This is a genomic window from Paenibacillus rhizophilus (assembly GCF_003854965.1).
Lineage (GTDB): Bacteria > Bacillota > Bacilli > Paenibacillales > Paenibacillaceae > Paenibacillus_AQ > Paenibacillus_AQ rhizophilus.
In genome coordinates this window covers 244,487-257,695 of sequence record NZ_RQPI01000001.1, presented here as the reverse complement: position 1 = coordinate 257,695, position 13,209 = coordinate 244,487, and the positions used below count along the sequence as shown (strand labels likewise).

General features: G+C 48.2%; 15 protein-coding genes. 7 read left to right on the top strand and 8 right to left on the bottom strand.

Translation table 11 applies throughout. The features are described from left to right. Positions 1-312: 312 nt before the first annotated feature. Positions 313-981, top strand: coding sequence for a lipase family protein (locus tag EH198_RS01235; protein WP_342772016.1), 669 nt, complete (start codon positions 313-315; stop codon positions 979-981). Positions 982-1,015: 34 nt separating this feature from the next. Here the strand turns inward: EH198_RS01235 and EH198_RS01230 are convergent, their stop codons facing one another. Both EH198_RS01230 and EH198_RS01225 read right to left on the bottom strand, forming a co-directional pair. Continuing rightward, entirely contained in the window at positions 1,016-1,828 is an 813-nt protein-coding gene (locus tag EH198_RS01230) for an ABC transporter permease (RefSeq protein ID WP_124693738.1), read from the bottom strand. Continuing rightward, positions 1,812-2,849 carry an ATP-binding cassette domain-containing protein gene (locus tag EH198_RS01225; RefSeq protein WP_124693737.1) on the bottom strand — a complete coding sequence of 346 codons (1,038 nt, stop codon included), beginning with the start codon at positions 2,847-2,849 and terminating at the stop codon, positions 1,812-1,814. Before EH198_RS01225 ends, EH198_RS01230 begins: the two co-directional genes overlap by 17 nt. Before the next feature lie 220 nt (positions 2,850-3,069). Between EH198_RS01225 and EH198_RS01220 the strand changes: the two genes are divergently transcribed. Beyond that, positions 3,070-3,717 (top strand): HD domain-containing protein, encoded by a 648-nt coding sequence (locus EH198_RS01220; protein WP_124693736.1) that lies wholly within the window; start codon positions 3,070-3,072, stop codon positions 3,715-3,717. Positions 3,718-3,818: 101 nt separating this feature from the next. Here EH198_RS01220 and EH198_RS01215 read toward each other — a convergent pair whose 3' ends face one another. The 3 genes from EH198_RS01215 to EH198_RS01205 form a co-directional block, all read right to left on the bottom strand. Beyond that, the gene (locus tag EH198_RS01215) at positions 3,819-4,394 is read right to left on the bottom strand and encodes a polymer-forming cytoskeletal protein (RefSeq protein ID WP_124693735.1); all 576 of its coding nucleotides are present in this window, start codon (positions 4,392-4,394) and stop codon (positions 3,819-3,821) included. A 116-nt stretch (positions 4,395-4,510) separates the two neighbouring features. Continuing rightward, positions 4,511-5,416, bottom strand: coding sequence for a nucleoside hydrolase (locus EH198_RS01210; protein ID WP_124693734.1), 906 nt, complete (start codon positions 5,414-5,416; stop codon positions 4,511-4,513). A 354-nt stretch (positions 5,417-5,770) separates the two neighbouring features. After that, positions 5,771-6,784, bottom strand: coding sequence for a zinc-dependent alcohol dehydrogenase family protein (locus tag EH198_RS01205; protein ID WP_124693733.1), 1,014 nt, complete (start codon positions 6,782-6,784; stop codon positions 5,771-5,773). A 115-nt stretch (positions 6,785-6,899) separates the two neighbouring features. On the opposite strand from EH198_RS01205, the gene EH198_RS01200 reads away from it, so the two are divergent. From EH198_RS01200 to EH198_RS24445, 3 genes are read left to right on the top strand one after another with little or no spacing between them, the layout of a single operon-like run. Further along, positions 6,900-7,292, top strand: a complete 393-nt coding sequence (locus EH198_RS01200; protein ID WP_124693732.1) for a winged helix-turn-helix transcriptional regulator — start codon at positions 6,900-6,902, stop codon at positions 7,290-7,292. A 36-nt stretch (positions 7,293-7,328) separates the two neighbouring features. Beyond that, a complete protein-coding gene (locus tag EH198_RS01195) occupies positions 7,329-7,892 on the top strand; it encodes an NADPH-dependent FMN reductase (protein WP_124693731.1) in 564 nt (187 codons plus the stop codon). Between the two features lie 27 nt (positions 7,893-7,919). Continuing rightward, on the top strand, positions 7,920-8,447 hold the full coding sequence (locus EH198_RS24445; protein WP_124693730.1) for a GNAT family N-acetyltransferase: 528 nt from the start codon (positions 7,920-7,922) through the stop codon (positions 8,445-8,447). Positions 8,448-8,736: 289 nt separating this feature from the next. On the opposite strand, the gene EH198_RS01180 is transcribed toward EH198_RS24445, so the two are convergent. The 3 genes from EH198_RS01180 to EH198_RS01170 all read right to left on the bottom strand — a co-directional run bounded on the left by EH198_RS01180 (position 8,737) and on the right by EH198_RS01170 (position 11,046). After that, positions 8,737-9,618 carry a (Fe-S)-binding protein gene (locus EH198_RS01180; protein WP_246014057.1) on the bottom strand — a complete coding sequence of 294 codons (882 nt, stop codon included), beginning with the start codon at positions 9,616-9,618 and terminating at the stop codon, positions 8,737-8,739. Positions 9,619-9,764: 146 nt separating this feature from the next. Next, complete coding sequence (locus EH198_RS01175; protein WP_124693729.1) at positions 9,765-10,205, bottom strand: MarR family winged helix-turn-helix transcriptional regulator; 441 nt, start codon at positions 10,203-10,205, stop codon at positions 9,765-9,767. Between the two features lie 154 nt (positions 10,206-10,359). Then, a complete protein-coding gene (locus EH198_RS01170; RefSeq protein WP_185702704.1) occupies positions 10,360-11,046 on the bottom strand; it encodes an HAD family hydrolase in 687 nt (228 codons plus the stop codon). A gap of 228 nt (positions 11,047-11,274) precedes the next feature. Between EH198_RS01170 and EH198_RS01165 the strand changes: the two genes are divergently transcribed. Both EH198_RS01165 and EH198_RS01160 read left to right on the top strand, forming a co-directional pair. Further along, the gene (locus EH198_RS01165) at positions 11,275-12,450 is read left to right on the top strand and encodes a YhgE/Pip domain-containing protein (protein ID WP_124693727.1); all 1,176 of its coding nucleotides are present in this window, start codon (positions 11,275-11,277) and stop codon (positions 12,448-12,450) included. Between the two features lie 123 nt (positions 12,451-12,573). Continuing rightward, positions 12,574-13,170 carry a TetR/AcrR family transcriptional regulator gene (locus EH198_RS01160; protein WP_124693726.1) on the top strand — a complete coding sequence of 199 codons (597 nt, stop codon included), beginning with the start codon at positions 12,574-12,576 and terminating at the stop codon, positions 13,168-13,170. Positions 13,171-13,209: the final 39 nt, after the last annotated feature.

The window sequence follows — 13,209 nt, the reverse complement described above, 5'->3', positions numbered from 1 at the left end:
CCAATCCGGGGAAAGATGAAGATACTCTCCGGGTTCCTTCAGTTTCCTGCCGTTGCAGTAATAATTTCCTCCATTTTTCATACACCCATCTTCTGTCCTGATCATAAACAAGGAAGAAAAGAAGGGCGGGATGCAGGTGGGTAACAATAATGATTTTGAAGAGCGAGCTATCTTTCTGGCTGCCATCTGCAGACAGACCTATGCCCAATTTACAAATACGGACGGTTCGTTCGTCGTTCCTTTGAATTATTCAGTCAGTCATACGATCAAGCGAAATCCATTAGCAATGCATGGGAACGCTTCGGGTTTATTATGGAATCTCCGCAAGAGATTATTATTGCTCTTCGGGGAACCAGCGGGGTGACCAATTGGATCTCTGATATCATCGCCTCGCAAAAGAGGTTCAAATATATTAAAGAAGACTGTCTTACCCATCGCGGCTTCACAGACATCTATTCTTCAGCCCGTAGTGGTATTATCTCCGCGCTTACCCGGTTGTCACAGGGCAAGACGCTATACATTACAGGTCACAGTCTCGGTGCGGCTCTCGCGACATTATGTACGATTGATATTGCAGCCAACACTGGCTACAGCTCCCCCTACCTGTTTACATTCGGCTCTCCCCGTGTAGGCGATCCGGCTTTTGCGAAAGCTTTTGCAAAGTATGTCGGGAACAGCTACCGCATTGCGAATCTTTTTGACGTGGTAACTCTTGCTCCACCATCCATTTACAAGCTGCCCAAGCGGGAAAAAAAGTACTATTACGGTCATGTCCAGACTCTCTCATCGCTTTCTTTCCAGAATGGAGGCATTGGCGCCAATCACATCATTGGAAGCTATTTCGCAGAGCTCTCCCGGCACCACCCGGCTTTCACCCAATCGTTATGTGTGACGAATCCTGGCTTCTGTCCAGCTACTGAAGTTTCCCCAAATGGACCCCCAAATTCGCAAGGGATAAAAAAAGGCAACCCTCTATCGTAAAGGTCACCTAAACATACCTAAATCAGTTTAATACTTATGTGCGACGCATATAAGCGCGTACCGTGATTGGCGCGAAGATCGCCACAATGACAGCGGCGCCGATGAGGGAGAAGACAAGATCACCGCCCATCGTTCCCGCGTTGACAAGGTTCCGGACGGCTGTGACCAGGTGCGAAATCGGGTTCATGTTTACGAACCACTGGAGCCAGTCCGGCATGGTATTGACCGGCACGAATGCGTTAGAGAGAAAAGTGAGCGGGAACAGCGCAATCATTGATATCCCTTGCACGCTGGAAGCCGTGCGGGCAATTACGCCGAAGAAAGCGAAGATCCAGCTAATCGCCCAGGAGCATGCGATCACGAGAACCGCTGCGATGGCGACATACCCAATCCCGCCCTCGGGCCGATAGCCCATGATATATCCCATAACGAAGGTTAGCACCGTTGCAATCGTGTATCGGACCGTGTCTGCAAGGAGAGCTCCCGCAAGCGGAGCAATTCTCGAGATCGGCAGTGATTTGAACCGGTCAAACACGCCTTTTTCCATATCCTCACGCAGTTGGACTCCTGTAACGATTGAAGTCGTGATGACGGTCTGCACGAGAATACCGGGGATAATGACCGGCAAATAATTCTGCACATTTCCAGAAATGGCCCCGCCAAAAATATAAGTAAACATCAACGTGAAAATGATGGGCTGAAGTGTAACGTCAAACAGCTGCTCGGGTGTCCGTTTGATTTTTAGCAGACCTCGATAAGCCATCGTCAACGAATTCCGTACCGACTGGCCGAAGCTGGTATGGTTTTTCAGACGGCGCTCGGCCCCTGGTTTAATTAAAGTATTCATGCTTTTGCCCCTCCACTTTATTCGATTCGTTAGGCGTCAGTGCAGCGTCCTCTTGTACCCCATGGCCCGTAATGGTCAAAAATACTTCATCGAGGGTAGGCTTCTGCACACTCATTTCAGCTAAAGGGATGCCGGCCTCGCGAAGAGCGATTAGAAGGTCGGTGACCTGATGGACGTTCCCCATGGGCGCAGTAATTTTTTCGGCTTCCGCCAATATATTGGACTGCACCTTGAGCACTTGTTCAACCATCCGACGGGCCATCTCAACGTCCTGCGGGTTTTGTACCCTTAATTGCAGCGACGAATTGCCAACAGATGCTTTCAGTTCATCAACGGTTCCCTCGGCTACAACCCGACCATGATCGATCACCGCTATCCGGTCAGCCAGTTGATCTGCCTCTTCCAGATACTGCGTGGTTAACAATACCGTCGAACCCGATTTGACCAGCCGCCGGATCGTATCCCACATTTGGTTGCGCGTGCGCGGGTCCAAACCTGTAGTAGGCTCATCCAAAAAAATAAGCGGCGGCTGTGCAATAAGACTTGCAGCCAAATCCAGCCTCCGCCTCATGCCGCCGGAGAAATGTTTGAGCGGACGCTTGGCCGCTTCGGTAAGCCCAAATTCCTCCAATAGCTCCGCTGCCTTATGACGGGCTTCAGCACGCCCCAGCCCGAGTAACCGGGAGAAAATAACCAGATTCTCGGTCGCACTCAGCGATTCATCGACTGACGCATACTGGCCGGTGACCCCAATCAATTGACGCACGATCTGCGGTTCCTTCACCACATCATGCCCAAAGATGCTCGCCGAACCTGCATCAGGCCGCAATAAGGTTGCCAGCATTCGAATGGTTGTTGTCTTCCCAGCTCCATTCGGACCAAGCACGCCGTAGATCGTACCGGTCCCCACTTTCAGATTAACACCATCCACCGCACGGTTCTCACCAAATGTCTTGACGAGGCCGTGCGCTTCGATTGCCCAACTTTCATTGTGCGGCCCAGTGATCGAATTTTGATTCATTTGCTTATCCTCCTATACGACTGAATATATTAGTATGGTAACTGACTTATATAAACCGGATATAAACAAAAAGGTCCTCAAGGACTGATCAAAAACTGTAATACTTAACATTACATAGACACCGCATATATCAGGAAACTTGTAGAAATTCGGAAAATATTATAAAACAGAGAAAGAAATTTTCGAAATGAACGCTAACAGGTATAAGGGAGATAAGAAGATGAACAAAGAATGGGTTCTCGAAAAAACAAGACAATTCGTAAAAGGAAAACTTGAGGGTGAAGGGTCCGGACATGATTGGTGGCATATTGTCAGAGTCAGTAATAATGCTCTGAACATTGCCAATCAGACCGAAGGAACCGATTGTTTTATTGTTGAATTAGGAGCTCTGCTTCATGATATAGCCGACCATAAGTTCGGACATACTGACGAAGATCGAAGAAGAATGATTTCGGATTTATTGATTGAATTGGAAGTTTCTTATGAAATCATTGAAGAGGTAATATACATAGCGAATCATATTTCTTTTAAGGGAGGAACCAATAAGCATAAATTGTCTACTATAGAAGCCAAAATTGTTCAAGATGCCGATAGACTCGACGCCATTGGCGCAATAGGTCTTGGCAGAGCATTTGCTTATGGAGGACATATCAACAGACCTATGTATAATCCGGCATTAAACAAAGAAACTGCTAAAGATATAGATGGTTACACCGGAAACGATACAATCAGCCATTTTTATGAAAAACTGCTATTATTAAAAGATTTAATGAATACGGAAATTGGAGCACAAAAGGCCCAGAGAAGGCACGACATTATGTTAGAGTTTTTAAATCATTTCTATGCGGAATGGAATGGAGAAATATGATAACGAAAAGCCTGCAACCGAAGACTCCATAGGGAGCTTTGTTTGCAGGCTAAACATTAGACTTTAACTTTTAAGTTCTGTTAACGGTTCTGCTGTTGCAATTATTGGACTTTGGCTTCTCCGGTTACTTTACCGTCTACTTTGGCGGAGGCTTGGAAATCCGCGCTTGCATAGAAAATGTTGCCGTCTACCGTTGCGGTTTTGTCAAGGGTAAATCCGTTGGCTTGCACATAAACGTCGCCTTTGATCGTTCCGCCTTGAACTTTCAGGTTTTCACTTTTTACCGTGAATTTAGGAACCGTAAGGGTGTAAGTCGCAGTGATGTTGTGATCAGCATCTTGAGCATAAAGGGCGATTTTGCGGTAAATGTCTTTAGCCGCGTCGCCTTTATCATGGAATTCACCGGCTACTACAACCTCTCCATCGACAGTCAAATCATTAAGAATAGCAATAATCCAGTTACCATTTTCGCTTACTGCCGTTTTAAAAGCGTCTGCTTGATTAACGATAGACGCTGTAGTTGTAGCATCCGCTGCCGGCGCACTCGCTGCAGGACTTGCCGCTGCACTTGCTGCCGGGCTAGCTGCGGAATTAGCCGCTTGATCATTATTACCGCCGCAACCGGACAATACCGCAGCCGCGACTCCTACAACCAACAAACTTTTAACTAGTTTCATAACCATTTCCCCCTAATTGTGTTTATAAAAAAATTATATATTAAACTATGAGAATAACAAGTGATGTAAGTTACAATTAGCCATTTTTTTCTGCTTCGTTTTTTATATTAATAGAATCAGCCTTGTCCAGTCAAACGGTTCATCAGGATGGCCAGAAACCGTTCGCTATCCACTTCAAGGCAAACCTCCACATTTCCGTCCTCGGCGCGAACAGCGACGGTTTGTCCTGTCTTCGCACGGTGATCATATTCGACGGTCACTTTTATTTTTTGCGTTTTAACAAGCGACCGGTCGATGAGAAGCGAGACAGTGAGCGGGTCATGCATAAATGTTTTATCGGACTTGATAAAATCGAACCAGTACTCCATCTGGCGGGCCAACGCGGCATTCAGCGGATCGTTCGTCGCTTGCAGCCGTTTGCAGTGTTCATCGGTAATAATGACTTGCAGCGTGACGTCCAGTCCGACCATTACAATTGGCGCACCGCTGCCAAACACAACGGACGCTGCTTCCGGATCGCTGACAATATTATGCTCAACAACAGGCAGTTCGGCAGCGTTGCGGCCAAGTCTGGTAACACCGCCCATCAATATAATTTCTTTTACGTTATGGGCAATCCTCGGCTCGCGGATCAGACATGCGGCGATATTCGTGAGCGGTCCGATCGGCACGAGCGTAATTTCGCCCGGATTTGCCATAATTGTATCGATGATGAAATCGATAGCGTGACGCTCTTCGTAAGGAAGCGATTCTCCTTCCTCAATAAGCCCTCTCCCTTCGTGGCCGGCCATCCATATTTCACGGTTGCCGAGCAGCGGCCGATCCAGACCGGCGTATACGCGTACGTCTTCTCTGCCGCCGTGTTTGAGCATTTTGACGACCATCCGGGCACGTAAATCGGCATCTCCGTAAACCGTCGTGACACCTTCGAGCATCAGCTCCGGGGATTTCATCGCCAGCGCAAGCGCCATGGCGTCATCAATATCGCTGCCAATATCCGTGTCGATAATTAAACGGTTCATATCCATTCCTCTCTTTACAGCCTCGATTTATGTATCATATACCTGCGGCCATTTTGCGATGGCGGAAGTCATCTTATGATTCTATCAGATTTTAATTAAAATTGTTATAAAATTCCGAATCAAAAATGCACCCGACGGAATGTTCATTAGTTTAACCCGAGGGATTTTCTAATGTGCTTCCTAAGGGTGCACTTCACATGATCAGCAGCGCATTCTTACTTGTTCCATGCTATTTCGTTCATACGGTTATGCGGCTTTAATCCAGGTCGTGGTGATTTCAACATCCGCCGCCTTTATTGTATTAAACAGCGGGCAGCGGCGATCCGTGGTCTCTTGAAGTTCCCGAATGTTAAGTTAAAATGCAATGCAAATCTTCCCAAAATACGAACCCTCCGCCAAGTAATGCAGCGCTTCGACAGCGCGTTCGAATGGAAACACTCGGTCAACGACCGGACGAAGCCCGTTTTGCTGTATTGCACGGTTCATCGATTCAAACATGTCGCGGCTTCCGACGTTGATTGCTTGAAGGCGCGCTTTTCTTAAAATAGCGGGAATAATCTCGAATCCTTCCACTTGATAGCCCGATAGACCCCCTACTATGCTAATCTGTCCGCCTACTCGCAGCGCTGTAATGGACTTGTTCAATGTAGCCGATCCTCCAAGATCGACGATATGGTCTGCTCCGCGTCCGCCCGTCAGTTCAAGAACGACTTTATCCCATTCGGGCGTTTGGATGTAATTGATTCCGAAATCTGCACCCAGTCCCTTCGCTCGCATTAGCTTCTCATCACTGCTGGACGTTACGATCACAGTTGCTCCGTGAAGCTTGGCGAATTGAAGCGCAAACAGAGAAACTCCGCCTGTTCCTTGCACGACAACGGTATCACCGGCTTTCACCCGACCTTCTTCAATGACAGCATGCCATGCCGTCACCCCTGCGCAAGGAAGGGCTGCCGCCTCTTCATCCGTCAAGTGATCGGGCACACGAACCAATCCTTTCTCGGGAAGCACAGCATATTCCGCAAGCAGCCCATTTAGCGGACTTCCCAGCGTACTCACCCAATTGTCTTGTGTAGCCTCTCCGGAAATCCAACTCTGAGTAAAAATGCCGCTCACCCGGTCACCTATCTTGAACCTCGTCGTATGCTCGCCTAAAGCGACAACTTCGCCCACACCGTCAGATACCGGAATTAAGGGCGCATTCAAATCGGGATTATAAAACCCGTTAATAACACCCAAATCTCTGGAGTTAAGGGAAACCGCCCGCATTTTGATACGAACTTCGCCAGGACCCGGAACCGGTATCGGGCGTTGGGCTTCCTTCAATTGATCGAGTCCAAATTCACCTTGAATTTCGTATACTTTCATGAGAAATCTCTCCTTTTTAGAATGGTATAGACATACATTAATACATATACTACACTTAAGTAAGAAGGCACTATATAGTGTCCAGGGAACCTAAAGGTGCACAGGGGGACGTCAGATGAATTCTCCATTTTCGACTAAAACCGTACAGCCGGATATATCGTTATCTATTTGCGGGTACACCAAAGTTCTCGAAATCATTTCAAATAAATGGACAGCTTTGGTCATCTATGCGATGGAAGATGGGATTATTCGTTACGGAGATATAAGAAGACGAATCGAAGGCATCTCCAAAAAAATGCTGACCCAAACCCTGCGCCAACTGGAACGGGACGGTTTAGTGAAGCGTGACATCACTCCGGCCGTTCCGCCAATCGTCGAGTACTCACTAACCCAATTGGGAGAATCTTTGCTTGAGCCCATGAGAGCTCTGAAACAGTGGACGAATGAAAACTACTCGCAGGTTGAACAGGCCAGAGAGAGCTATGATCGAGTTAATAATGAGGAATAGAGCCACTTAAACTAAACCAAGCAGAGGAGCGCAAGGATGAGCGAAAATAAACTCACCATCACTGCCATTTGTGGAAGTCTTCGAGAAGGTTCTTTTAATAGAAAAGTGTTAAAGGCTATGGAAGAGCTTGCGCCAAAGCATTGGGAGATTCATCGTGCTGACTTATCGAATATTCCGCTTTACAATGCGGACATTGAGAGTCAAGGCGATCCTCAGTCTGTGGCCCTATTCAAAGAAAGCATCCGGCAAGCGGACGGCGTGCTGATTGTCACCCCAGAATATAATTCGGGAATTCCGGGCGTATTAAAAAACGCTTTAGACTGGGTTTCGCGTCCGGTTAAAAGCTCCGTGCTGATTCAAAAGCCTTTTGCGATTGCGGGAGCTACTCCGGGCAGCGGCGGGACAGCACAGTCACAAGCCCAGGTGAGACAGACACTGCTTGCCATGAATGCCTATACAATGCCGGGGCCGAAAATTCTCATCGGCGGGATTCACGAAAAACTGAATGAAACGACCGGAGAACTGGACGACGAATCCACTCTTCGCCATATCGAAAAATTTCTGACAGCTTTTGAACAATGGATCTATTTTTTCAAGTAACTCCAAAATGAAAGGCGTGAAGTTATGATGAGCGAACAAAAAGTGTACTACGGGAAAGATATCGAGGTGATGTTTAATTCGGAAGTTTGTACTCATTCCGGTATTTGCGTTAAGGGGTTTCCTGCCGTTTTTAATTTAAGCAAGCGCCCTTGGGTTGATCCCGATGCCGCCACTGCGGACGAAATTGCCCGGCATATTGACAAATGTCCAAGCGGAGCGCTGACGTATACACGTCTGGACAGCGAGAATCCAATAAAGAAAGAGGAATGGAACATGCATATTGTTGAACATGATACAGCCCACAAAAGATTCCTTATTCGAGATAAAGGTGCGATTGCCGCAGTAATGACGTATGTAACCTCAAGTCCGGAGCTTTACATTATTGATCATACTTTGGTCGACAATGCTTACCGGGGACAGGGGCTTGGGGACAAGCTTGTCAACGCAATGGTGGAATATGCGCGGGAAAATGGTATTAAGATTATACCTTTATGTCCCTTTGCTAAGGGAAGATTCGAGCGTTACCCGGAATACGCCGATGTTCTCAACAAATAATCACTAAAGTAATTATTAAAGGCAATTACAAAAGCTCCCGGCATAAAGCTGCAGGAGCTTTTTTTGTCCGTTATATTGCCGCTTTAACGCCGCCAGGAAGCTACTTCTTCCCTGTGGAGACCCGGCGTTCTTCTTCGCCCGGAGCTATGCGTAATTCCCGCATCCGTGGGTTGAAGGCGTTCTCTGCGGGATTTGATGAAATGGCCAAGCGTTCTCGATGAATGGCTCGTGTTCATACGTTTTCCATTCCTTTCTGTTTTCCCTTCCTCTCTCTAGTATTATACTATTCTCACCGTGCAGTCCGCATTGGATTTCTACTCTCGCAAGGCACCTTGGTTTGGCACAGACCGCAGCCGGCTCCCCATTTGGCATCTCCGCCGTTTGCCACTGCCCAGTCCCGGGAGGCTTGCCCATACACAAATTTCATGCAGGCGATTTTGTCATGCCCCTCTTTGCTGATGGCCTGCACCGGGCAGCGGGTGATGCATGCGCCGCAAATCCCTTTGCTGTGGAGCAGGCAATTCCCCGCATGGCTTGCTGCCGTTCTGGCATCCGGCGTCACCTGCAGGTCGGTCACAACGGAGAACAACCGGATCGCGATCCCCTTCTCCGTGATGAAGCCGTCGTTGATACTGAAGCTGCCTAGGCCCGCAGCATAAGCGACATGGCGTTCCGACCAATTGGACACCGGGCCCGAGGCCGAACCCTGAATACTATACCAGTCGGTATCCAGTGGGGCGACCGCCCGGTAGCCGAGGCTGCTCAAATAAGCCGGTAAATGTCCGCGAATCTCATTCAAAAAATACTCATCCCCAAATGTGCGGAGCAGCGCCCACTCCCGCGAAGGCCCGTCCTTTTGCGCCCGGTTGGCCCGGCGGATGACTTCGCTGATGGGCAGCACCACGCTGATCACCGAGCCTCCCCCATAGCTGCCGGGGCCAAATGACCGCTCAAAGACTTCCCGGGGCGTAGCATGGTCAGGACCGATAAGCGTCTTATATTCCTCAAACAAGGGATCATCCGCTGCTGCGAATTGCACAATCGGCTCCTCGTAGTAAGGTGCCTGAAGTTCTTCCGAAAAGTTCCCTTTGCTTTCCCGCACATAAGACTTTAACTCCTCTACGATCCACAGCTTGATGCGCCCCCCTGCCTCTTTCATGTCCTTTTCCATTTCCATATTCTCTCCCTTCCATCGTGTACAGTTACAGCAAAAGCCCTGCCTCTTTTCGTGTATATACACGAGTAGAACGTATAACAATCTGTAAGAAAGTACAAATCACCTTGAATCGGGTACGGCCTTACAGATAGCCAGAGCCTTCACGGAACAAGAGTCTCCACTTTGGATAACAGAAAATTTAGTGCAGCCAAATCCTCTTTACCCAGCGATTGCTCCACAAAGTTTTGCGCATCATCCCACAGCCGTCCCGCAGCCGCATGTACCGCTTCCCCACTTTCTGTCAAAGTCAATTGGCGGCTCCGGCTTCCCTTGGCTGCCGTATCCTGAACATAACCTTGTTGCTCCATGGCTTTGAGATTGCGCACAAGTGTTGTCCGGTCGAGTCGCATCACCAATGCCACATCGCTTACACTTGCCGGTCCCAGCCGGTCAATGTGCCGTAGAAGTGAAAATTGGCTATTATTCAGCCCACTGGGTTCAAGATAACGATCATACAGATCCGTGATAACAAGCGAAGCCCGGCGCAAATTGATGCAGTTGCAGACTGACGATGCATTGTTTTTAGATGACGTTTTGTTCATGATGGTCGGATAACTCTCCTTTTGCCTTACCGTGTATTTACACTATTCCAAACTTCATGATACTTTTCCATGCGCTTTCTCACACACCACAGAGGTATAATTGTCCGCCTTCATTAATAAAGCGGGATTGGAATTTTGTTGCTGGCCACGCACACTATTTTTGAACGAACAAAATGTCTTCCATTTCATTTAACGATTCTATGATGTAATCCGGTTTAACTCCATACTCCCAAGCTCTATTGTTTCTATTGATCCAGCAAGTTACGATGCCTTCTCTACTGGCCCCGAGTATGTCAGAAGCCGAATCTCCAACGTGAAGCACTTGTTTAGGAGCAATGCGATAGAATTTGAGTAATTCCTTAAACATCGTATTTCTGTCGTCGTTTTTATAAGATTGATGCTGCTCGGATGTAAACAGATGCACTCCATATCTCTCGTAAAAATTCGGAATCATTGCATCATCCGCATCGCTTACGATACAAACTTTATGTCTCTTTAAAATACTGTCAAGAAAGTCGATGGTTTCATCATAAAATTGCGATAATGTATGCTCTCGAAATAGAATTTTAACCGCTTCGCCCGCATCAAATTGAATCGCCTTCTTTTTAAACAGTTCTATAAAACTTCTCTCATAGATTTCATTCATCAGTTGAAATTGCCCTGTCTTTCTCAGTTCAATCCAGTGAGTAAAAAAAACTTTAAGCAAAGATTTTGCATACTCTTCAGCGAATTGTGCGGTGAAATTATTTTGTAAAATGGGTCTCCAGATTTGTTCGATCCTACTGTCCACATTTACTAAGGTTTGAAACATGTCCAGGCTAATAACTTCAAAATTGTTCAACGAATAATCAACTCCGATAAGCGAATTGGTTTCGGCCTTTATCCTAACATAATTGGAAAACCCGGAATATGAACATTCTCGGGAGGGCCTTCGCTCATACATTACGAATTGACACCAAGGATTTCACCCTTTATAATTCAAACAAACAATTAAAACAACCATTTAAATCATTTGTTTTAATTGATGGAGAAATCATACCATTATGAATTTTGGGGAGTGAGATGCTTAATGACTACAATCAAGGAATTTTTGAAAATGAAGACGACGATAATCGGCATTGCTACTGCGCTGCTCTTTCAGTTGATCTTTTCCATCATCTGGATGACAGGTTATGAAGACGTGTCGGAACGGATCGACAAGCTTAGTATCGCGGTCGTGAACGAGGATATGAAAAGCGGGGCCGTTATTGCGAAGCAGTTGTCGGAGTCGCTGCCCGTCAAAGTGGAGACGGCAGCGGATATGGAATCCGCCCGAGAGCGGCTGGATGACCGCCATATTCAAATGATCGTGCACATTCCCGCGAACTTTACGTCGCTTGCGGCGAGCCGGGACGGCAAGGCAGCCATTCAGTATGTTGTGAACGAATCCAATCCTTCAATGATCAAAAGTATGATGACCTCCATCGCCTCCCAGGTGACGGCAGCAGCGAATAAGCAGGCCATTGCGGCGGGTACCCAGGCCGCGCTGTCGCAGGGAATGCCGGCTGAGAAAGCTGCGGCCATGTCAGGTCTGCTGTCTGAGCGGGTAGTGTCGGATATCCAGTCGGTGAACATTGTTGACGGGACGAACAACCAGATGGTGCCGATGATGATGGTGTTCGCCTCGCTCGTCGGCGCGATGATCATGGCCCAGAACTTTGAAATATCGGCGATGGCGATTTCCGCCCGCACAGGACGCTGGCAGCGGCTCGGCGCCCGCTTCGCTATTACGATTCCGGCGGCCATCGTCGTTTCGCTCGTCGGAACTTCGCTAGTCATGCTGCTCGGCGGACAGGTCGAACGGGGATTTTGGGCGTTGTGGAGCTTCCAGACATTGTTCGTATTCACGTTCATGCTCGTTGCGCAGGCACTACTTGCGCTGCTCGGCACCGCCGGAATGCTGCTGAACATCGTGCTGCTGTCTATGCAGCTCGTGTCATCCGGCGCGATGATACCGCGCGAGCTGCTGTCCGGCTTTTACGTCAATCTCGGAAGTGTACTCCCGGCTACTTACGCGGTAGAAGGACTAATGAACCTGCTGTTCGGGGGCCCCGGGAACGGCAGCATTGCTGCGGCGCTGCTCGTTACTGCGGCGGTGATGGCGCTCGTGATGACCGGAGCGACGGCCCTGCGCAGGGAACCTGCGGCTGACGGAACCACTTCGGCGGCAGCTCAGCCCCGCTCTGGTACGGTCCCCGAATCATAAACGGTTCGGATTACCGAATCGGACACCTGCCACGGACCTCACTGGAAAACCTCCGTTTGTCCCGCTTATAATAAGAGCATATATAAGGGATAGTTTCGTTCCGCAAAGGGGAAATGGAAAAGCATGGGCTCAGAAGAAAATGACGTTAAGCTGCGCATTTTGCAGGCTGCGAAGAAGCTGTTCGCGCAGCAGGGCTTCAACGCTACGACCGTACGGCAAATATGCGAAGAGGCGGGCGCCAACGTATCGCTCGTCTCGTATTATTTTGGCGGTAAAGATAAAGTGTTTGAAGCTTTGTTCAAGGAATATTTTTCGCACGATATATTAAATGGAGATGAACTGTCCCGGATGGATGCGGTCTCGGGTCTCAAACTACTGATACGGGAAATCACCGCTTACCGGCAGCGCGAGCCGGAAATCGTCAGTATACTGCAGCAGGAAATCATCATGCAGTCCCCCCGGATGGACAAAATTCAAGAATTGACACTGCCGATATGGGCACTGCTCCGGGATTGGCTGAAGCTGGGCCGGGAGCAGGGCGTGTTTCATTTCCGGTCGCTTGACCATACTTTCATCAGCGTGCTTGGCAGCATTCTGTTTCACAACAAAACGTTTTATTTCAAGCAGCTTCTCGACAATAATGAAGAAGATCCGAATTGGTTTCTGGAGGATTTGACCCGGTTTATTTTCCAGGCGATCGGTTACGAGGAACAAGGATAAGCATTGCGGCCAGCCGGTTCACCGAGCAACATTATTCAA

Bases quoted from the DNA above. Each gene is read 5' to 3' on its own strand.
- EH198_RS01205 (WP_124693733.1), bottom strand. From the start codon at position 6,784: ATGAAAGTATACGAAATTCAAGGTGAATTTGGACTCGATCAATTGAAG.
- EH198_RS24445 (WP_124693730.1), top strand. From the start codon at position 7,920: ATGAGCGAACAAAAAGTGTACTACGGGAAAGATATCGAGGTGATGTTT.
- EH198_RS01175 (WP_124693729.1), bottom strand. From the start codon at position 10,205: ATGAACAAAACGTCATCTAAAAACAATGCATCGTCAGTCTGCAACTGC.
- EH198_RS01200 (WP_124693732.1), top strand. From the start codon at position 6,900: ATGAATTCTCCATTTTCGACTAAAACCGTACAGCCGGATATATCGTTA.
- EH198_RS01220 (WP_124693736.1), top strand. From the start codon at position 3,070: ATGAACAAAGAATGGGTTCTCGAAAAAACAAGACAATTCGTAAAAGGA.
- EH198_RS01215 (WP_124693735.1), bottom strand. From the start codon at position 4,394: ATGAAACTAGTTAAAAGTTTGTTGGTTGTAGGAGTCGCGGCTGCGGTA.
- EH198_RS01160 (WP_124693726.1), top strand. From the start codon at position 12,574: ATGGGCTCAGAAGAAAATGACGTTAAGCTGCGCATTTTGCAGGCTGCG.
- EH198_RS01180 (WP_246014057.1), bottom strand. From the start codon at position 9,618: ATGGAAAAGGACATGAAAGAGGCAGGGGGGCGCATCAAGCTGTGGATC.
- EH198_RS01235 (WP_342772016.1), top strand. From the start codon at position 313: ATGGAATCTCCGCAAGAGATTATTATTGCTCTTCGGGGAACCAGCGGG.
- EH198_RS01225 (WP_124693737.1), bottom strand. From the start codon at position 2,849: ATGAATCAAAATTCGATCACTGGGCCGCACAATGAAAGTTGGGCAATC.
- EH198_RS01210 (WP_124693734.1), bottom strand. From the start codon at position 5,416: ATGAACCGTTTAATTATCGACACGGATATTGGCAGCGATATTGATGAC.
- EH198_RS01230 (WP_124693738.1), bottom strand. From the start codon at position 1,828: ATGAATACTTTAATTAAACCAGGGGCCGAGCGCCGTCTGAAAAACCAT.
- EH198_RS01165 (WP_124693727.1), top strand. From the start codon at position 11,275: ATGACTACAATCAAGGAATTTTTGAAAATGAAGACGACGATAATCGGC.
- EH198_RS01195 (WP_124693731.1), top strand. From the start codon at position 7,329: ATGAGCGAAAATAAACTCACCATCACTGCCATTTGTGGAAGTCTTCGA.